17 protein-coding genes are annotated in these 20172 nt (G+C 70.3%); 10 read left to right on the forward strand and 7 right to left on the reverse strand.

The window, feature by feature from the left end:
* Positions 1-95: 95 nt before the first annotated feature.
* Positions 96-1331, forward strand: coding sequence for an adenosylhomocysteinase (locus OHA68_RS20580; RefSeq protein ID WP_327109068.1), 1236 nt, complete (start codon positions 96-98; stop codon positions 1329-1331).
* Between the two features lie 26 nt (positions 1332-1357).
* On the opposite strand, the gene OHA68_RS20585 is transcribed toward OHA68_RS20580, so the two are convergent.
* Positions 1358-1993: a DUF305 domain-containing protein gene (locus tag OHA68_RS20585; RefSeq protein ID WP_327109069.1), complete on the reverse strand. Its 636-nt coding sequence runs from the start codon at positions 1991-1993 to the stop codon at positions 1358-1360.
* A 210-nt stretch (positions 1994-2203) separates the two neighbouring features.
* Between OHA68_RS20585 and OHA68_RS20590 the strand changes: the two genes are divergently transcribed.
* Together OHA68_RS20590 and OHA68_RS20595 are read left to right on the forward strand one after the other, a co-directional pair.
* The gene (locus OHA68_RS20590; protein ID WP_327109070.1) at positions 2204-3586 is read left to right on the forward strand and encodes an LVIVD repeat-containing protein; all 1383 of its coding nucleotides are present in this window, start codon (positions 2204-2206) and stop codon (positions 3584-3586) included.
* A 69-nt stretch (positions 3587-3655) separates the two neighbouring features.
* Positions 3656-4996 (forward strand): LVIVD repeat-containing protein, encoded by a 1341-nt coding sequence (locus tag OHA68_RS20595; RefSeq protein ID WP_327109071.1) that lies wholly within the window; start codon positions 3656-3658, stop codon positions 4994-4996.
* 15 nt (positions 4997-5011) lie between these two features.
* Here the strand turns inward: OHA68_RS20595 and OHA68_RS20600 are convergent, their stop codons facing one another.
* Positions 5012-6058, reverse strand: coding sequence for an RDD family protein (locus OHA68_RS20600; RefSeq protein ID WP_327109072.1), 1047 nt, complete (start codon positions 6056-6058; stop codon positions 5012-5014).
* 51 nt (positions 6059-6109) lie between these two features.
* On the opposite strand from OHA68_RS20600, the gene OHA68_RS20605 reads away from it, so the two are divergent.
* Positions 6110-7102, forward strand: coding sequence for a stage II sporulation protein M (locus OHA68_RS20605; RefSeq protein ID WP_327109073.1), 993 nt, complete (start codon positions 6110-6112; stop codon positions 7100-7102).
* 76 nt (positions 7103-7178) lie between these two features.
* Here OHA68_RS20605 and OHA68_RS20610 read toward each other — a convergent pair whose 3' ends face one another.
* From OHA68_RS20610 to OHA68_RS20630, 5 genes are all read right to left on the reverse strand, one after another.
* Entirely contained in the window at positions 7179-8555 is a 1377-nt protein-coding gene (locus OHA68_RS20610) for a DUF58 domain-containing protein (protein ID WP_327109074.1), read from the reverse strand.
* Positions 8556-8565: 10 nt separating this feature from the next.
* Entirely contained in the window at positions 8566-9546 is a 981-nt protein-coding gene (locus OHA68_RS20615) for an AAA family ATPase (RefSeq protein WP_327109075.1), read from the reverse strand.
* Positions 9536-10630: a DUF4350 domain-containing protein gene (locus OHA68_RS20620; RefSeq protein WP_327109076.1), complete on the reverse strand. Its 1095-nt coding sequence runs from the start codon at positions 10628-10630 to the stop codon at positions 9536-9538. Before OHA68_RS20620 ends, OHA68_RS20615 begins: the two co-directional genes overlap by 11 nt.
* 236 nt (positions 10631-10866) lie before the next feature.
* The gene (locus tag OHA68_RS20625; protein WP_327109077.1) at positions 10867-11484 is read right to left on the reverse strand and encodes a DUF4129 domain-containing protein; all 618 of its coding nucleotides are present in this window, start codon (positions 11482-11484) and stop codon (positions 10867-10869) included.
* Positions 11481-12713 (reverse strand): hypothetical protein, encoded by a 1233-nt coding sequence (locus OHA68_RS20630; protein ID WP_327109078.1) that lies wholly within the window; start codon positions 12711-12713, stop codon positions 11481-11483. The genes OHA68_RS20625 and OHA68_RS20630 overlap by 4 nt, the downstream gene beginning before the upstream one ends.
* Before the next feature lie 257 nt (positions 12714-12970).
* On the opposite strand from OHA68_RS20630, the gene mtrA reads away from it, so the two are divergent.
* The 6 genes from mtrA (at position 12971) to OHA68_RS20660 (ending at position 20105) form a co-directional block, all read left to right on the forward strand.
* Complete coding sequence (gene mtrA, locus OHA68_RS20635; RefSeq protein ID WP_189138803.1) at positions 12971-13648, forward strand: MtrAB system response regulator MtrA; 678 nt, start codon at positions 12971-12973, stop codon at positions 13646-13648.
* 17 nt (positions 13649-13665) lie between these two features.
* Entirely contained in the window at positions 13666-15402 is a 1737-nt protein-coding gene (gene mtrB / locus OHA68_RS20640) for an MtrAB system histidine kinase MtrB (RefSeq protein ID WP_407674474.1), read from the forward strand.
* A complete protein-coding gene (locus tag OHA68_RS20645; protein WP_327109080.1) occupies positions 15389-17149 on the forward strand; it encodes an LpqB family beta-propeller domain-containing protein in 1761 nt (586 codons plus the stop codon). The genes mtrB and OHA68_RS20645 overlap by 14 nt, the downstream gene beginning before the upstream one ends.
* Positions 17150-17266: 117 nt before the next feature.
* On the forward strand, positions 17267-17956 hold the full coding sequence (locus OHA68_RS20650) for a ComF family protein (protein WP_327109081.1): 690 nt from the start codon (positions 17267-17269) through the stop codon (positions 17954-17956).
* 612 nt (positions 17957-18568) lie between these two features.
* The gene (hpf, locus tag OHA68_RS20655) at positions 18569-19237 is read left to right on the forward strand and encodes a ribosome hibernation-promoting factor, HPF/YfiA family (protein ID WP_327109082.1); all 669 of its coding nucleotides are present in this window, start codon (positions 18569-18571) and stop codon (positions 19235-19237) included.
* A gap of 169 nt (positions 19238-19406) precedes the next feature.
* Positions 19407-20105 carry a transcriptional regulator gene (locus tag OHA68_RS20660; RefSeq protein ID WP_456094127.1) on the forward strand — a complete coding sequence of 233 codons (699 nt, stop codon included), beginning with the start codon at positions 19407-19409 and terminating at the stop codon, positions 20103-20105.
* Positions 20106-20172 lie beyond the last annotated feature (67 nt).

Here is a 20172-nt window from a genome sequence, read left to right on the forward strand (position 1 = left end):
GCCACTGCCGTCCGTCCTGGCCGGTCGTGAAGGCTCACGGGCCGCGCGCCGCGACGAGCGCGCACTCGGCCGTCCTCTTCGGTTAGGGCTAGAGCATGGATCTCAGCGACAGCGGTGAGCGGCAGATCTCGTGGGCGGCCCGTTCGATGCCGGTGCTGACGGCGATCGGCGAGCGGTTCGCCGTCGAGCGGCCGCTGGAAGGGCTGCGGATCGCCGCCTGCCTGCATGTCACCGCCGAGACGGCCGTGCTCATGGGGGCGCTGAAGGCGGCCGGCGCCGAGATCGCGCTCGCGGCCTCCAATCCGCTGTCCACCCAGGACGACGTGGCCGAGGCGCTGCGTGCCTACGGGATCGCCGTGCACGCCAGGGCGGGGGTCGACCTGGCCACCTACTACCGGCACATCCACCAGGCCCTCGACCTGGGGCCCGACCTGGTGCTGGACGACGGGTGCGATCTGGTCAACATCCTGCACACCGAGCGGACCGACCTGCTGGCCGGGGTCTCCGGCGGATGTGAGGAGACCACGACCGGGATCATCAGGCTGCGGCAGATGGCCGCCGAGAAGGCGCTGACCTTCCCCGTCGTGGCCGTGAACGACACCCGGACCAAGCGGATGTTCGACAATCGCTACGGCACCGGGCAGTCGACGCTCGACGGGATCATGCGGGCCACCAACATCATGCTGGCCGGGCGGATCGTGGTGGTCGCCGGGTTCGGGTTCTGCGGGCGCGGGGTGGCGGAGCGGGCCAAGGGGCTGGGCGCGCGGGTGATCGTGACCGAGATCGACGCGGTGAAGGCGCTGGACGCCACCCTGCAGGGCTACGAGGTGTGCCCGATGGAGCGGGCGGCGACGGTCGGCGACCTGTTCATCACCGTGACGGGCAACCGCGACGTGATCAGGGCCGAGCACCTGGCCGCGATGAAGGACGGGGCGATCCTCGCCAACGCCGGGCACTTCGACGTGGAGATCGACGTCCGGGCGCTGGACGAGCTGGCCCACGAGGTGCGCCGCGGGGTGCGGCCCAACACCGACGAGTACGTGCTGCCCGGCGGGCGCAAGCTGCTGCTGCTGGCCGAGGGGCGGCTGGTCAACCTGACCGCCGCCGAGGGACACCCGGCGGCGGTGATGGACATGTCGTTCTCGGCGCACGCGCTGGCCGTCGAGTGGCTGGCCCGCGAGCGGGCGCAACTGGCCCCCGGCGTGTACGACGTACCCGAGGACATCGACCACGAGGTGGCCAGGCTCAAGCTGGCGGCGACCGGGATCGGCATAGACGTGCTCACCGGCGAGCAGCAGGCCTACCTGCACTCCTGGCGCGCGGGCTCCTAGCCGCCGGCCGGCGGCGCCAGCGGCTCTTAGCCGCCGGCCTGGATCTGCCGCATCCGGCGGATCTCGGCCAGCTGGGTCACCGCGATGTCGTTGGCCAGCTCCTCGATCCTGATGTGCGAGCCGCCGGTCAGCACCTGCTCCGACATCTTGATCGCGCCCTCGTGGTGGGCGCTCATGAGCTGCAGGAACTGCTCGTCGAAGGCCTGGCCCGAGGCGGCCTTGAGGCGGTCGAGCTGCTCCGGGGTGGCCATGCCCGGCATGCCCTCGTGGGCGGTGTGATGGTCGGGGATCCGCTGGCCCTGCTCCTGCAGCAAGCCGCGCATGAACTGGATCTCCGGGCCCTGGGTGTCCTTGATCCGTGAGGCCAGCGCCTTGATCCTGGCGGAGGTGGCCCTGTTGGGCACCAGGATGGACATGTCGAGCGCCTGCTGGTGATGGACGACCATGTCCTGGAGATACTTCACGTCGGCGGCGTTCATGACGGGCTTGGGCACGGCGGTCACGGCTTCACCGGGCGAGAGCGTCCTCGCCTGCTCACCGGGCCGGCCCGGTGCGAGGACCGGAGCCGTGGAGTCGGCCCGTGGCGCCGACGGGGGGTCGGCGGTGCAGCCCGACAGGGCGATGACCGTGCCCGTGACGACGACGATGAGCGCGGCGCGCACCCAGCCTCCCTGACTGATTAGGTCGGAACTGCGCAGTATACGACGTAAAAATGCGCTGAGAAAGAGGACAAACAAGCATAAATTTTGACATCTTGCATGCTGGTCGGACCAGGGTATTCGGGGCGAAGATTTCAGAGTTTATGCCGCCTTTATAGGGAGAAATCGTGAGATCTCCCTGTCTGGCCATCATGTGATCAGGGAGGACCATCCATGTTCAGCAAACGGCCCCTGCTGGTCGTGGCCGGGATCGCCGTCGCCCTGGTGGCGACCGCGTTACCCGCCATGTCCAGCGACATCCCCCCAGCTGACACCGTGGTCACCAGCCCGAACGTGACCCATGTCCTCAACGTTCCCAAGCCCGCGGCCCTGGCCGGCACGATCAACACCGACCTCGCCTTCCAGGGCGACTACGCCTACGTCGGCAACTACGGCGGGTTCTCCATCGTCGACATCAAGAACCCGAAGAAGGCCAAGGTCGTCAGCTCCGTGGTGTGCCCCGGCGCCCAGATGGACCTGTCCGTCTACGGCAACCTGCTCTTCAGCGCCGTCGACAGCTCCCGCAACAACGACTCGTGCAGCAGCACCGGCCAGAGCGCGACGATCAAGGAATCCTGGGAGGGCGTCAGGATCTTCGACATCAGCGACAAGGCCAACCCCAGGTACATCAAGTCGGTCGAGACCAACTGCGGCTCGCACACGCTGACGCTGGTCCCCGGCAAGGGCCACGACGAGCGCAAGAACGTCTACCTGTACGTCTCCTCCTACAGCCCCGGCGCGACCCTCCCGGACTGTCTGCCGCCGCATGACAAGATCTCCATCATCAAGGTGCCGCTGCGTCAGCCCGAGACGGCGGCGGTCGCGGCCACACCGGTCGTCTTCCCCGACGGCGGCAACGAGACCCAGCCCGGTCTGCTGGTGCCGACCAGCGGCTGCCACGACATCACCGTCTACGCGGAGAAGGACATCGCGGCGGGCGCCTGCATGGGCGACGGCGTGCTCTTCGACATCTCCAACCGGCTCGACCCCAGGGTCACGGCCAGGACCACGGACCCGAACTTCGCCTTCTGGCACTCGGCGACGTTCACCAACGACGCCAAGACCGTGCTGTTCACCGACGAGCTCGGCGGCGGCGGCGCGGCCACCTGCAACGAGGCCACCGGGCCGAACCGCGGCGCGGACGCCATCTACCGCATCCACCGGGGCAAGCTCGTCTTCCAGAGCTACTACAAGATCCCGCGTCACCAGGCCGACACCGAGAACTGCGTGGCCCACAACGGCTCGCTGATCCCGGTCAAGGGCAAGAACATCATGGTGCAGGCGTGGTACATGGGCGGCGTCTCGTTCCTGGACTTCAGCAACCCGGCCAGGCCCGAGGAGTTCGGCTACTTCGAGCGCGGCCCGAAGGCCGACGGCAGCGGCGGCGGCGTCTGGTCCGCCTACTACTACAACGGGTACGTGTACGCGGCCGACTTCGACAACGGCCTCGACATCCTCAAGATCAACGACCGCCGTACCAACGGCGCGACCCGCGTACACAGTGACCAGCTCAACGTGCAGACCCAGCAGTCCTACCACGACGGAGGCCGGCACTAGGCGGATAAATCGCGACCTTTACTGCCATAGTGGGTGGCTCTAGATCACCCACTATGCAGGAGGTCCTCTTTGGCGTCCAAGTTCGGCCGCGCCCTGGTGGTGGCGGGAGTGGCGCTGGCCCTGATCGGGTCCCCGGCCCATGCCGTGGACGATGTCAAGGCCAGCGCCAACGTCAAGCACGTGGCCAACGTCCCCAAGCAGGCGCCGTTCAAGGGCGCCGAGGCGTACAACAGCGACCTGGCCTTCCAGGGGAACTACGCCTACCAGGGCAACTACCAGGGCTTCACCGTCTACAACATCAAGAACCCGGCCAAGCCCGAGGTCGTCAGCCGGGTCTCCTGCCTCGGCGCGCAGAACGACATCTCGGTGCAGGGCGACCTGCTCTTCCTGTCGGTGGACGAGACGCTGTCCGGCGACTCCTGCAAGGCCCGCAGCGCCTCCCCGGACAAGAAGTCGTCGTGGGAGGGCATCCGGATCTTCGACATCAGCGACAAGTCCCACCCCAAGTACGTCAAGTCGGTCCGGACCGCCTGCGGCTCCCACACCCACACGCTGGTGCCCGCCAAGTCGAAGAGCTCGGTCTACCTGTACGTCTCCTCCTACGGGCCGGAATCGTCGTTCCCCGGCTGCAAGCCGCCCCATGACAAGATCACCATCGTCAAGGTGCCGCTGAAGAAGCCGAAGGCCGCCAAGGTCGTCGCCACCCCCGTGCTGTTCCCCGACGGCGGGAACGAGAGCGCCGCACTGCTCGCGCCCACCAGCGGCTGCCACGACATCACCGTCTTCCCGCAGAAGGACCTCGCGGCGGGCGCCTGCATGGGCGACGGCGTACTGATGGACATCTCCGACCGCGAAGCCCCGAAGGTCACCCACACGGTCACCGACGACAACTTCGCGTTCTGGCACTCGGCCACCTTCAACAACACCGGCACCAAGGTCGTCTTCACCGACGAGCTCGGCGGCGGCATGATGGCCACCTGCGACAAGTCGTTCAAGCCCCAGCTGGGCGCGGACGCGATCTACGACATCGAGGCCGGCGAACTGGTCAAGAAGGCGTACTTCAAGATCCCGCGTCGGCAGAGCAAGAACGAGAACTGCGTCGCGCACAACGGCTCGCTGATCCCGGTCAAGGGCAAGGACATCATGGTCCAGGCCTGGTACCAGGGCGGCGTCTCGATCTTCGACTTCACCGACTCGGACAAGCCCAAGGAGATCGGCTACTTCGACCGTGGCGCGTTCAAGCCGGTCGACGTCGCCGGATCGTGGTCGGCGTACTACTACAACGGCCACATCTACAGCAGCGACATCCAGCGCGGCCTGGACGTGCTGCGAATCACCGACAAGCGCACCGCCCCGGCCGCCAAGGTCCGCCAGAAGTCCCTCAACGCGCAGACCCAGTACGCCTACTGAGACAGCCCGGTACGCCTACTGCGGAGGCGCGAACCCGCCCGGAGTCGCCCCCGGCGACTTCGGCGCGGGCACCGGTGGCGCATACGGCGACCCTGAGGGTGCCGGTGGCGCATACGGGGAGCCCTGCGGAGGTGCCGGCTGCGGGTGCGGCCCACCCTGTGGGGGCGCTGGTCGTGCGTAAGGTGACCCCTGTGGAGGTGCTGGCAGGGGGTAAGGCGTGCCCTGCGGCGGTGCCGGTTGTGCGTACCCCTGCGTGTACGGGCCGCCCTGCGGGGGTGCGGGCTGGTACGGCCCGCCCTGCGGGCCGTTGGCACCGGACTGGCGGGCCAGGCGGAGCTGTTCCCGCCTGCGGCGCTCGGCCAGGACGGCGCTCAGGTAGGCGTGCGGCGGCACCCCGGCGGGCGCGGCGGGCGAGACGCACGCCGCCACCTGGGTGGCGATCCGGACCCCCATCTCGTGCTGGATCTGCGGCGACAGCTCGTGCCAGCGCATCAGATACTGCCGGGCTGCGGCCGTCACCTCGTCGGGAAGCTGCGACAACTCCAGCGTCGCGGCCCAGGCCGCCAGCGGCGGCGGCATCATGATGGCCTGCCCGCTCTCGCGCGGCGCCCGCTCGGAGATGACGATCGTGCCCGCGAACAGGTCGCCCAGCCGCTTGCCCTGCGGCGAGATCAGCGAGGAGATCAGCGCCGGCGCGCCGGACAACATCCAGAACTCCGGCACCCCCGCCAGCCCCCGGAACAGCGCCTGCCGGAACCGCTCGGGCCCGCCGTCGTCGCTGACCACCCGGAGCCCGAGCGCCAGCTTGCCGAGGCTGCGCCCCCTGGTGCTCGTCTCCCAGATCACCGGATAACCCACCAGGACGAGCACCACGAAGGTGATCGACACGGCGGCGTACATGGCCGGGTCCGTGATCAAGGAGAATGCCTCCAGGACCAGGAAGGCGACGATCAGGATGGTGAGCTGGACCGCGATGTCGATGAGCAGCGCCAGAAACCGCGAGGGCATCTGGGCCACCCGCACTTCGAGAACGACGGCGTCACCGGTCACAACCTCTGACATATGTGGAGCCTAACGGCAATGGCTGAGTGATTGACCGGCCACAATGGTCGGGTGGACATCGACGCGTTCGTCACCGCGCACCGCCCGGTGTGGGACAGGCTGGAATATCTGGTCAAGCATCGCTCCTCGCTGACCGGGGAGGAGGTCGACGAGCTGGTCGACCTCTACCAGCGAGTGTCCACCCATCTGTCCATCGTGCGCTCCTCTTCCACCGATGCCATGCTGGCCGGACGCCTGTCCGCCCTGGTCGCGCGGGCGCGCTCGGCCGTGACGGGGGCGCACACCCCGGCCTGGCGCGAGCTGGTCAGGTTCCTCACCGTCACCTTCCCGGTGGTCGCCTACCGGGCCAGGTGGTGGTGGCTGGTCACCTCGGTGGCCTTCTTCGCGGCCTCCTGGATCTTCGGCGCCTGGGTGGCGGCCAACCCGGACGTGCAGGCGGCGATCGCCACCCCCGAGCAGATCACCCAGCTCGTCGAGGAGGACTTCGCCGACTACTACTCCGAGCACCCGGCCGCCTCCTTCGCCGGCCAGGTGTGGATCAACAACGCCTGGGTCTCACTCCAGGTCATCGTGTACGCGATCTTCCTCGGTCTGCCGATCCCCTGGGTGCTCTGGCAGAACGCCGCCAACGTCGGGGTGTCCGGCGGGCTCATGGCCTCCAGGGACAAGCTCGACATCTTCTTCGGGCTGATCACCCCGCACGGGCTCCTGGAGCTGACCGCCGTCCTGCTCGCCGCCGCCGTCGGCATGCGCCTGGGCTGGACCGTCATCGACCCGGGGCACCGCAGACGGGCCGAGGTGCTGGCCGAGCAGGGCCGGGCGGTGATGGCCGTGGCGCTCGGGCTGATCGTGGTGCTGTTCATCTCCGGGCTGATCGAGGCTTTCGTCACCCCCTCAGGGCTGCCCACCGCCGTCCGCATCGGCATCGGGGTGCTCGCCGAGGCCGTCTTCCTGGCGTACGTGATCATCTACGGTCGCCGGGCGGTGCACCAGAAGGAGACCGGCGACCTGGAACGCGCCCCCGACGTGGCCCCGAGCGCCTGAGCGCCGGACACACGCGAGCGCCTGACACACCCGCGCCCTTCGAGCGACCGAGACACGAGCGCCTGCGCCTTGACGTCTAGAGACGGCCTGCGGCCTTGAGGGCCAGGTAGGTGTCGGCCAGGGCGGGAGCGAGGTCCTCGGGGAGCGCGTCCACCACCTCGACGCCGTGGCGGCGCAGCCGGGCGGTGATGCGGCGGCGTTCGAGCCGGGCGTGCTCGGCGGCGGCCGCGTCGTACACCTGCTCCGCCGTCGCCCGCTGCCCGGCCATGGCCGCGACCAGCGGATCGGAGACGCTCGCGACCAGCACCAGATGCCGCGAGGAGAGCTGGGAGAGCACCGGCATCAGGCCCTCCTCCAGGGAGGCCGAGTTGAGGTCGGTGAGCAGCACGACCAGGCAGCGGCGCTTGGCCCGCGACAGGATCGCGGCCACCATGCCCTGCGCGTCGGCCTCGATGAGCTCCGCCTCGATCGGCGCCATCACGTTGACCAGCGAGGACAGCAGCTCGGTGCGTGAGGCCCCGGCCACCCAGGCGCGCACCGCCCGGTCGTAGGCGAGGAAGTCCACCTGGTCGCCGGCCCTGGCGGCGAGGGCGGCCAGCAGCAGGGCCGCGTCCATCGACCAGTCCAGCCGTGGCCAGCCGGGCACGGGCCGGGTGTCCGGCCTGACCAGCAGCCCGCTCGAGCCGTTCGCGGGGGCGCCGGCCAGCGGGATCGGCGCGTCGCCCACCCGCCCGGCCGAGGTACGGCCGGTGTCGAGCACGATCAGCACCCGCCGGTCGCGCTCGGGCCGCCAGGTCCGCACGACCACGTCGTGGCGGCGCGCGGTGGCCCGCCAGTCGATCGAGCGTACGTCGTCGCCGACCACGTACTCGCGCAGCGAGTCGAACTCGGTGCCCTGCCCGCGGACCAGCGCCGGGTGCTGGCCGTCGAGCTCGCGGAGCCGGGCCAGCCGGGACGGCAGATGCTTGCGGGACAGGAACGGCGGCAGCACCCGCACCGCCCACGGCGCGCGGTGACCGCCCTGCCTGGCGGCCAGGCCCAGGGGGCCGCGCGAGCGGACCGTCACCGAGACGGACTCGCGGTCGCCGCGCCGGGTCGGGGTCAGCGTGATCACCAGCTTGCGCCGCTCGCCCGGCGGCACGTCCAGCTCCAGCTCGCGGGGCGAGGCGCCGGCGGAGGGCGGCCAGGCGTCCCGCAGCACGCCGCGCACCCGCCTGCGGCCCGGGTTCTCCACCACCAGCTCGACCGTGGCCTGCTGGCCGAGCCGTACCAGCCGCTCGCCGGAACGGTGGAAGCGCAGCGGTCGCACCGCCCCCGCGAACACCAGGTCCACGAGGATCGCGGCGGCCAGCAGCAGGCAGACGCCCGCCACCGCGGGCGCCGGCGAGGGCGCGATCAGGACCACCACGACCCCGAGCGCCGCGACCAGCCCGGCGCGTCCCGTCAGTGTCATCGGCGGGCCGTCATCGCGGAACCGGGACCGAGGCCAGAATGCCGTCGAGCAGGCCGTCGGCCGTCGCGCCCTCCAGCTCCGCCTCGGGCCGGAGCTGGACGCGGTGCCGCAGCGCGGGCCTGGCCAGCGCCTTCACGTCGTCGGGGGTCACGTAAGCCCGCCCGGACAGCCACGCCCACGCGCGGGAGGCGGCCAGCAGCGCGGTCGCGCCGCGCGGCGAGACGCCGAGCTGCAGGGACGGCGAGTTTCTGGTGGCCCGCGCCACGTCCACGATGTAGCCGAGCACCTCGGGCGCCACGTGCACGGTGGCCACCGCCGCGCGGCCCGCCGCCAGGTCCTCGGCCGTCGCCACCGCCTTGACCTCCGACAGGTCACGCGGATCGAAGCCGCGCGCGTGCCGCTCCAGCACCGAGATCTCCTGGTCACGCGGCGGCAGCGGCACCGTCAGCTTCAGCAGGAACCGGTCGAGCTGCGCCTCGGGAAGCTGGTAGGTGCCTTCGTACTCGACCGGGTTCTGTGTCGCGCACACCGTGAACGGGTCCGGCAGCGGGCGGGCCGAGCCCTCCACGCTCACCTGCCGCTCCTCCATCGCCTCCAGCAGCGCCGCCTGCGTCTTCGGCGGGGTGCGGTTGATCTCGTCGGCGAGCAGCAGGTTCGTGAAGACCGGCCCCTCCCTGAACTCGAACTCCGCCGTCTTCGTGTCGTAGATCAGCGACCCCGTCACGTCACCCGGCATCAGGTCGGGCGTGAACTGCACCCGCTTGAAGTCCAGCGCCAGCGCCGCCGACAGCGTGCGCACCATGAGCGTCTTGGCCACGCCCGGCACGCCTTCGAGCAGCACGTGCCCCCGGCACAGCAGCGCGATGACCAGCCCGGTCACCACCGCGTCCTGCCCGACCACGGCCTTGGACACCTCGGTGCGCAGCGCGCCGAGCGCCTCCCTGGCCGCGTCCGCGCCGCTCACCGGCAGGGTGGTCTCGTCAGAGTTCACTGACCTTCCTTTCAATGAAGTCCAAGTATCCGGCCAGGGCGACCAGCCCGTTGTCGTCGATGGGCGGCGGCCCGTACAGCGCGCCGCCGACCCGCTGCTGATCCTCCCCGGTCCGTACGGCCAGCGCCGCCACGATCTGGTGCCGGTCAGCGCCGGAGTAGAGCCCGAGCCGGGGCGTCAGCCGGTCGATCGTGCCCGCCCTGAGCGAGTCGGCGGCCCTGGCCCTGGCCCGTCTGGCCCGGTAGAGCTGCCCCCGGCCCTCCACCGTCTCCGCCGCCCGCACCACGACCGGCAGCTTCTCGACCACGACCGGCCCGAGCCGCCTGCCCCGCCAGAACGCCACCAGCACCACGCTCAGGCCGGCCATGAGCACCGCCCACGGAATGCCGGCCGGCATCAGGTCGTACACCGACCGGCCCGCCTCACCGGGCAACCGGCCCACCGGCGGCTCGTCCGGTCGTACCAGCCAGGTGACGGGCTTGCCGGTGGACAGCAGGTTCAGGGCGAGCGCGGCGTTGCCATCCTCGGACAGGCGCTGGTTGGACATGAAGTCGGCGCTGCCGAGGACGGTGGTGGTGCCGCCCGCGTTCGGGTAGCTGAGCAGCGTCCAGCCGTCGCCCGCCGGGTAACAGCCGACCGAGCCGCTGGGCCCGGTGAACGCCGCGCCGCCGAGGAAGGCGCTGCCCGCCGCCGTGGCCGCGGGGAGCGCGCACTCCGGCTCGCGTGAGCGCTGGCGCGCGGGGTCCGGCTCGGTCTCGACGCCGGGCGCGAGCGCGTCGAGGCTGCCGTAGCTGTGGACGAGGACCCGGTCGCCCTGGATCTCGGCCAGGTCGTGGTCGTTGAAGTAGAGGGTGCTGGTGATCAGCAGCAGCCGGCCGGGGCCTTTGGCGGCCGCCTCCTCGACCGAGTCGACCCGGTCCACCTGGACGCCCTGGCCCCTGAGCAGCTCGGCGAGCGCCTTCGAGCCTTTGAGCGAGGTGTCGGCGGGGTCGAGCGGGCGGGACTCGCCCTGGTCCGGCCCGAACAGCACGGTCCCGACGGCGACCAGCACGACGACGAGGCCCAGCAGCACGATCCACCGCATGCCCCGCCACCTGGCGCGCACGGTGGGCGCCGTGGAAGCGCTCCCCGCAGGAAGCAGGCCGGTCACCTGCGCAGCCGATCCGAGAGACTCAGGCGCCGGGGCTGAGCCGGGTGCTGGGGCCGCACCTGAATCCGGGGGGACGGATCCGGGCGCGGGGCCCGAGCCGGGCGCCGGGGTGGGTGGGCCGGGCTCCGGGGGCGGGAAAAGCCCTCCGGTCTCTGGTGGCGTGGCCGGGCTCATGGCGGGCCTCCCATGGGCACCGGCCTGGCCAGGCGCAGTCGCTCGTCGAGGGCGGTCATGGTCTCGTAGGCGTCGCGGGTGCCCGCGACGCCGCCGTAGGTCACGTCGTCGAAGGACCGGGCCGCGGCCGTGAGCTCCGCCGCGAAGCCGGGCAGCGCCGCCCCCGCCTCGGCGGCCAGCTCGTCGGCGGTGCGGCCGGGCATGCCGTCCACCAGCGCGCGCTCCTCCAGGTCCCTGGCGATGGCGCGCAGCCGTTCCTGGACGGCCGCCGACCAGTGCCCCTCGCTCGCCAGCTGTTCGGCCCGCTGCCGGTGCTCGGCGGCGGTCGTCGCCCGCGCGCCGAACAGGGCGCCCGCGGTCATCGCGTTGCGGCGGCCGGTCTTGCGCAACTGCCAGCCGACCAGCGTCGCGACGGCGACGAGGATCAGCACGATGATCACCGCGGCGATGATCCCGCCGGCCGTGCCGCCGCCCGCCACTCCGTCCATCAGGTCGCCGAGGAACTGGTTGAAGTAGCGGTAGAGCCGGTCGAGGAGGGCCTCGTGGGCGTACTGAGGATCGAGGAGCTCGCGCGTCGCCCGGTCGGCGCCGTCCCCCCTGCCGATCGGGGTCACGGCCTGTCGGAAGGGTGCCACAGCTCGTCAGCCGAGGCGTGCACCCAGCCCTGACGCTGCTGCTCGATGGCGGCCGTCTGCAGCACGAGGTCGAACGCCTCCGCGCGCATCCGGCGGTCGGCGTAGAGCAGCCCGGCGACCCCGGCCTCGAAGGGATAGGTGATCATCGCGCCGAGCGTGCCGCCGATGGCGACCAGGATCGCGCCCACCACGACCGTCGCGGTGCTCCCGCCGCCGATCAGCCCGATGATGGTGCCGCCGAAGACGAAGGGGACCTGGAGCACGGCCGCCACCATCCCGACCACCAGCGCGGTGAGCATCAGGATGCCGAGGACCCGCCAGAAGTCACCCGTCACCAGGCGCCACGAGCGGCGCAGGGCGTCGATGGGCCCTCTGCCCTCCAGCACCACGGCCGCGGGCGCGAACGCGAAACGCGTCCTGAAGAACAGCACATAGGCGATATAGAGGATCATCACCGCCAGGAAGAGCGCCACCAGCCCGCCCACGCTGTCGGAGGACCCGGTCAGGCCGGTGGAGACGAGCACAGCGACGACGGCGGCGATCACGGCCACCGGTGCCAGCATGACCAGGGCCATCAGCCCCACCACGCCGAACAGCGCGGGCATGCGGCCCTTGGACGCCTGCCAGGCCTCCCCGGCGGTCATCTTGCCGCCGAAGACGGCGCGGCCGAGTATCCGGGTCAGCACACCGGTCAGCAGCGTCACCACGACGAAACTGATGGCGTAGGAGGCGAAGGTGCCGCCGTACTGGCCGATGAAGCTGTCGAGGACGGCCGGGTCGCCGCCCTGCGCCAGGGTGGGATCGGCGAGGACGCTGCCCACGCTGCCGAACACGAACGCCTGCCCGACGGCGAGCGGGATGGCGGCGAGCAGGGCGGCGATCGCCGACAGGCCCAGCACGGCCTTGGGGTTGGAGCGGACCAGCTTGATCGTGCCGTCGAAGATGTCGCCGAGCCGCAGCGGGCGCAGCGGGATGATCCCCGGCCGCAGCGGCTGTGGTTGCGGCGCGTAGCCATGGCCCGGGTACGGCATCTGCCCGTAGGGCTGCTGCGGCGGGGGACCGGGTTCGTACGGCTGCTGCCCGGACGGGGGCTGCTGCCCGCCGGCCGGGGCGGTCCACGGAGAGGCCTGAGGCGCGCCGTAAGGCGGAGGCTGCTCCGAGGCCCAGCCTGATGGCGGCTCGGGTGAAGGGCCGTGACCGTCTGACATATCCCAATCCTGGCACGCTGGGAGGGTCAGTGGTGTCGTCAGGGCGATTCGCCGGTCCTTCCGGCGGCATTCCCCGGTGATTGACGCGACGGATCTTGCGCAGGGATGGCCGAAAGTCGCTTCGTTACCGCAGACTGATATTGCGATCGTCGTGGGGAGCCCGAAATTCCGCTCGGTTCCCACATAGGTGCCGAGCGAGGGTAACCTTCAGCGATCGTGCTGGTATGTCCCAGAATGCGTAGAACGAATGAGGGGCCATGAAAGGTCGAGTGCTGGTCGTCGACGACGATGCCGCTCTTGCTGAGATGTTGGGCATCGTGCTCCGCGGCGAAGGTTTCGAACCATCCTTTGTCAGCGATGGCGACAAAGCGCTGGACGCTTTCCGGGACACGCGCCCGGATCTCGTCCTGCTCGACCTGATGCTGCCGGGGGCCGACGGCATCGATGTCGCCCGCCGGATCAGGGCCGAGTCGGGCGTGCCCATCGTCATGCTCACCGCCAAGAGCGACACGATCGACATCGTGCTGGGGCTGGAGTCCGGCGCCGATGACTACATCGTCAAGCCGTTCAAGCCGAAGGAGCTGGTCGCCAGGGTGCGCGCGCGGCTGCGCCGTACCGACGAGCCCACCCCGGAGATCCTGCAGATCGGTGACATCACCATCGACGTGGCGGGCCACTCGGTCAAGCGGGACGAGGAGACGATCAACCTCACGCCGCTGGAGTTCGACCTGCTCGTCGCGCTGGCCCGCAAGCCGCGCCAGGTGTTCACCCGCGAGGTCCTGCTGGAGCAGGTCTGGGGCTACCGCCACGCGGCCGACACCCGCCTGGTCAACGTGCACGTGCAGCGGCTCAGGGCCAAGATCGAGAAGGACCCCGAGCACCCCGAGATCGTGGTGACGGTCCGCGGCGTCGGCTACAAAGCCGGCCCCGCGTAGTCTGCCCCCTCCCTGCCATGCCCCCGACCACGACGAGGCGCCCGCGCCGCCGGACACTCCGCCAGATACTCGGCGGAGTCCGACGGCGAGCCCGGCGTCTCGTGGGCAGGGTGCGGCGCGTCTGGCGGCGCTCGCTCCAGCTCCAGGTCGTCACCAGCACCCTGGTGATCTCGGTGATCGTCGTGGTCGTGCTGGGCGCCTTCCTGTCGGACCAGATCAACAACTCGGTCATCGAAGGCCGCCAGCAGTCGGCCGCCAGCGACGCCTCCGCCGACCGGCTGCGGATCGCCGACGCTCTCACCCGTGAGCAGGACGACCAGGCCAAGCCCGCCGACGCCAAGAACGTGCCGGCCAACCCGCTCGACGAGGTGATGGACGCCATCATCGGCACCGGCGGCGACGGCTCCAAGACGCGCTACGAGGTGCTGATCCTCAACCGGGCCGAGCCCGGCCAGTCCCGCGCCTCGGGCAACGTCACGCCCCGCGACGTACCCCCCGCGCTGCAGCAGATGCTCAGGCGGCAGGCCGAGAAGTTCATCGACCGCCCGCAGCGCTCCACCCAGCCGATCCGCTTCGCCGGCGAGACCCAGCCGACGCAGACGCTGGTGATCGGCGCCATGGTCAACCTCTCCGACGGCTACGAGGTCTACCACTTCTTCCCGATCAGCGACGAAGAGCAGATGCTCTCGAACGTCCGGCTGGCCATCGTGGTGGTCGGCTTCGGCCTCGTCCTCCTGCTCGCCGCCATCGCCTACCTGGTCACCCGCCAGGTCGTCAGCCCGGTGCGGCTGGCCAGGCAGGCCGCCGAGCGGCTGGCCGCCGGCAAGCTCGACGAGCGGCTCAAGGTGCGCGGCGAGGACGACCTGGCCCGCCTGGCGACCTCGTTCAACGAGATGGCCGTCAACCTGGCGCTCAAGATCCACCAGCTCGAAGAGCTCTCCCAGGTCCAGCGGCAGTTCGTCTCCGACGTCTCCCACGAGCTGCGCACCCCGCTGACCACCGTCCGGATGGCCGCCGACCTGCTGTACGACGCCCGCGAGGACTTCGATCCGATGGCCTCGCGCTCCGCGGAGCTCATGCAGGCCCAGCTCGAACGCTTCGAGTCGATGCTCGCCGACCTGCTGGAGATCAGCCGCTACGACGCCGGCGCCGCCGACCTCGACCTCGACTCCGTCGACGTCCGCGACGTGGTGCTGCGCGCCATCGCCGACTCCGAGGCGCTGGCCGAGCGGCACAGCACCCGCTTCGAGCTCCGGCTGCCGAACGAGCCGTGCCTGGCCGAGATCGACAATCGGCGGGTGGAGCGCATCCTGCGCAACCTGCTGTTCAACGCCATCGAGCACGGCGAGGGCCGCGACATCGTGGTGACCGTCGGCGCCGACAGGGACGCCGTCGCCGTGGCCGTGCGCGACCATGGCATCGGCCTGAAGGGCGGCGAGGAGAACCTGGTGTTCGACCGGTTCTGGCGCGCCGACCCGTCGCGGGCCCGGACCATCGGCGGCACCGGGCTCGGCCTGGCCATCTCCCGCGAGGACGCCTCGCTGCACGGCGGCTGGCTGCAGGCGTGGGGCCAGCCGGGGGAGGGCTCGCAGTTCCGGCTGACGCTGCCCAGGCGTGCCGGGGTCGACCTGAAGGGCTCGCCGCTGTCGCTGGTGCCGCCCGAGATCGAGATGCGCCGCACCTGGCGGGGCCACCAGATGACGCCGGTGCTGCTGCCCGCCGTCGGCGACGGGGGCGGCCATGACGTCGACTAGACGGCTCGCCGCCGCCCTCGCCTGCGCGCTCGCCGCGGTCCTGAGCGGATCGGGCTGCGCGGTGATCCCGGTGGGCGGACCGTTCCCGGTGGACGAGGCGGGCAGCGGCGACTCGGTGACCGTGCCGTTCCAGCGCATGGTGGCCGTCGAGCCCAAGAAGGAGTGGAGCGCGCAGCAGGTCGTGGAGGGCCTGCAGGCCGCCATGGCCGCCTACGGCGACGACCCCAGCATCCTGCCGAAGTATCTGACCGAGGAGGCCCGCCGGGTCTGGAAGCCCGACGGCGCCGTGACCGTGATCGACAACGCCTTCCGGTTCGACGACATCGTCGAGAACAAGGAGAAGAAGGAGACGATCGTCACGATCCTCGGCACGAAGATCGCCCAGATCAACGAGGACGACACGTACGTTCCCGTCGCCCCCGCCGAGGACGGCAAGGTCACCAGGGCGATCACCCTGGTGAAGGACGCCGCCGGCGCCTTCCGCGTCAATCTCCTCCCGCAGGGCCTGCTGCTGACCGACGCCGACGTGCGGCGCGCCTACCGGCCGACGAACCTCTACTACCTGAACGGCACCTCCGTGGGCGACCGCGAACCGGACCGGCTCGTGGCCGACCGGGTCCGGCTGCGCGTCAAACCGACGGAGAGCTTCGCCCAGACCGTCGTCGAACGCCTCATCGAGGGCCCGACCAGCGCGCTGGAGGGCGCCGTCGGCAACGAGTTCCCGGCCAAGGCGCGGGTCAGGTCCATCAGGTCCAGTGAGGACCGCGTCGTCATCAACCTCGCCGGCCCGTTCACCGCCGACACCTTCCTCGAAGGCCTGAAGGCCCAGCTCAGAGCCAGCCTGAGCTACAACAAGCTGGCCAGCGGGCGCACCCTTGAGGTGCAGATCGACGGCGAGCCGTTCTCCGTGACCGGCCCGCTCGTCATCGAGCCCAGCCTGCCCGAGAAATGGCTCGGCAGCGAGGACAACCAGGTCTTCTTCACCAGCCATGGCGCCGTCCAGATGATGCGCGGTGACGGCGAGGGCGAGCCGCTCGTCGGCCCGGCCGGCCAGCCCGGCGGTGACCACTCCGGCTTCGCCATCGCCAAGGACCGCGACCGCGTCGCCGCCCGATCCGCCGCCGGCGGCATCTGGGTGACCAGGCACGCCGCCGAGGCCCGCTGGCAGGAGTCGATCCCCGGTACGGAGCTGACCGACCCCTCCTGGCACCGCGACGGCACCCTGTGGACCTTCGACCGGCACAACGGGCAGGTGCTCCGCTCCCACCCGGCCGTCAGCAGAGGCCCCGAGCACGTCGCCGCCCCCGCCCTGCAGGGCATGGACGTCACCTCGCTGCGGATGGCCAGAGACGGCGTACGGGTCGCCGTCCGGATCGGCACCCGCCAGGTCCAGGTCGGCGCCCTGAACGGCGGCGGCGCCGGCGCCATGCTGAGCAACTTCCACCTGCTCACCATGGCCGAGCGGGACGACAAGATCATCGACATCGCCTGGGGGGACGGTGACCACCTGCTGGTGCTCGTCCAGACCAAGGCGGGCCAGGTGGTCAAGGAGATCAACGTCAGCGACGGCGAGACCACCCAGCTCCCGACCACCAGCAAGCTCCTGACGAGCCTGGCCGCCGTGGGCGAGATCATTCTTGCCACCACGGAGGACGGCAAGGAGATCCTGGAGTTCGCCCGCGACAAGCAGACCTGGATCCCCAAGCCGGCGACCGCCGTCGACGGTCCTCTCTTCCCTCTGGGCTGAAGCACCTGCTCGGGGCCGTGCCGGACCATGTCGAAGTGGGCGGATCGGGCGGCTTGTCCTGGTTCGGGGCCGGTCGGCCCGCCGGTCGTCGTCGGGGTGGGACGGCATGCTGGGGCTGTGCTGGACACTCTGCTGACCCTGCTGGCACCGCAGTCCTGCGTGGGCTGCGGCAGCGCCGGTGCGCGGCTGTGCGACGGCTGCCTGGGGAGCGTCGCCGCCGCCCCGGGGCGCCGGATGCCGTCGCCCTGTCCGCCGGGGTTGCCCGAATGCTGGTCCGCCGCGCCGTACACAGGGGCGTTGCGCAAGGCGGTGGTCGCCTACAAGGAGCGTGGGGAGGCGGCGCTGGGGTCGGTGCTGGCGGAGGTGCTGGCCTTCACCGTGGCCTTCGCCGTACGGGCGGGGCGGGTGCGGGGGCCGTTCGCCGTGGTGCCGGTGCCGAGCGCGCGGCGGTCCGTCCGGGGGAGGGGGCACGACCCGGTGGGCGGGCTGGCGGCGCCGGCCGTACGACGGCTGAGGGTCTGCGGGGTGGAAGCGCGGGTGTGGCCGGTGCTGCGGCAGGTGCGGGAGGTGGCGGACCAGGCGGGCCTGAGTTCGACGCAGCGGGCCGCGAACCTCGCCTCCTCTCTCCGGGTACGGGACGGCGCCGGAGAGCCGCCAGGGGCGTCTGTGCTGCTTCTGGATGACGTCGTCACCACAGGCCGCACCCTGGCCGAGGCCGCCAGAGCGCTGCGGGCGGCGGGGACGGTGGTTCCGCTGGCCGTAACCCTCGCCGCGACACGCCGAAAAGAGCGGTGCCGATTACGGTGACAGTCTGTAAAGAAAGATCCAATTCTGCGGTCCGCGGTGCGCCGCCCACGAACATGAGCCGCTCTCGCCAGGGGCGCAGTTCAGCGGTCCGTTGCCGCGCGGGCGTACGTGATGCGACCCCGGCCGTCCGGGGATTCCGCATCGCCGCGGCGGCCGGACAAAATCACAGAAAGTGATCCTTTGGGTAAACCTCTGGCTGACATTCGCCGCCGATCCGGATAGCGTCTGAACATGGCACCCGTTCGGGTCCGTGGTTGCGCAGAGCCGGGGCTCCCGGCTCTGCTAGCCGATGCCAGTCGCAGGCAAAACGGTCCACGTAAGGCGACTCTTTGTCGACCGATCACGGTGCGGCTTAGGGGTAAGTCCTGCCTCCCCGAGGGTCCAGATGTCCCTCGTCAGGAGAGAAGGGCAGTAGTGGCAATAGAGCCGCGAGACTCTCAGCAGGCGGATGTGGGGTCGAAGACCAGGTCGGCCGGGCGGGTGCCACCCGAGTTCCCGGTGACTAAACGTCGGAAGAGGGTAACGGTGACAGGAAGGCAGACAGAAGACCCCGCCCGGCAGGCACGTCGTCGGGCGCTCTTTCTCAGTCGTTAGACGAAGGGGGGCTGTTGCATGGACATCATCGTCAAGGGCCGGCACACCGGAGTGAGTGATCGGTTCCGCGACCAAGTGACGACCAAGCTGGCCAGGATCGAGCGTCTGGACAACAAACTCATCCGAGTCGATGTGGAGGTGTCCAAGGAGCGCAACCCGCGCCTCGCCGACCAACGTGAGCGCGTCGAGCTCACCATTCACTCTCGAGGACCCGCCATTCGTGCCGAGGCCTCCGCCGACGACCGCTTCGCCGCCCTGGACCTGGCCCTCGACAAGCTGGAAGGGCGCCTGCGCAGGCTCGCCGACCGGCGCAAGGTCCACCATGGCAACCATGGCCAGCCGTCCCTGGCGGAGATCACCGCGATGCCCGACCTGGCCCAGGCCCCGCCCCCGCAGCAGGCGACCGCCACCCCCGCGCAGGCAGCGTCCGACGATGAGGACCAGCTGCCGGACACCGAGCCCTACGACGACGACATCGTTCCCATCGAGATGGAGGGCGAGGGCCCGCTCATCGTCCGGGAGAAGTGTCACCGAGCGGAACCCATGACCATCGACCAGGCCCTCCTCGAGATGGAGCTGGTCGGACACGACTTCTATCTGTTCCGCGACAAGGAGAGTGGCCAGCCATGTGTGGTGTACAACCGGCGCGGCTATAACTATGGCGTATTGCGGCTCGTAGAGCCCTGATCGTCCGCCAAAAAGATCTTCTCGACCACCCGACCACCGCGGCACACGTGCCATCATGGCGGTTCAACGGCTCTGGCCCCCGACGAGGAGGAGACGTGAGCGAGCTCAGTCAGGCGAAGGTGAGCGAGCGAAGCGATAGCACGGCGGCCGCGAGGCCCAGGGAGGCTTCGTGACGGAGTCCGTCGACGCGCGCCCAGCAGGTGGCGAGCCGATCCGCGTGATGATCGTTGACGATCATGAGCTGATCAGGCGGAGCCTGGCGCTGGCGTTGGCCGCAGAGCCCGATATCGAAGTGGTCGGTGAAGCGAGCGACGGGCAGGAGGCGGTCGAACTGGCCGACCGCCTCATGCCCGACGTGGCTTTGATGGACGTACGGATGCCCAGGCAGGACGGCATCGAGGCGACCAAGGGCATCAAGGCGTCCGTCCCCAGCACCAGGATCATCATGCTGACGGTGAGTGACGAGGAGGAAGACCTCTTCGAGGCCATCAAGGCCGGCGCCACCGGCTACCTCCTCAAGGACGTGCAGATCAACGACGTTCCGGCGGCGGTTCGCGGCGTGCACGAAGGGCAGTCGTTAATCAACCCGGCCATGGCGGCCAAGCTCATCAGCGAGTTCGCCAACATGAGCCGCAAGGAGAGCGAACGTCCCCCCCAGCTCCCGGTCCCGAGGCTGACGGAGCGCGAGATGGAAGTCCTGCGCCTGGTGGCCAAGGGCATGAACAACCGCGAGATCGCCAAACAGTTGTTCATCTCCGAGAACACCGTCAAGAACCACGTCCGCAACATCCTGGACAAACTGCAACTGCATTCACGCATGGAAGCCGTCGTCTACGCAGTACGCGAACGCATGCTGGAAATCACCTGACCCGCGTGCTTGAAACCCCCTGACCCGAAGCAAAGCCGCCGCCCTCCCCAAGCGCGACGGCACGGGT

The organism is Nonomuraea glycinis, assembly GCF_035920485.1.
In the GTDB taxonomy this organism is placed as follows: Bacteria; Actinomycetota; Actinomycetes; order Streptosporangiales; family Streptosporangiaceae; genus Nonomuraea; species Nonomuraea glycinis.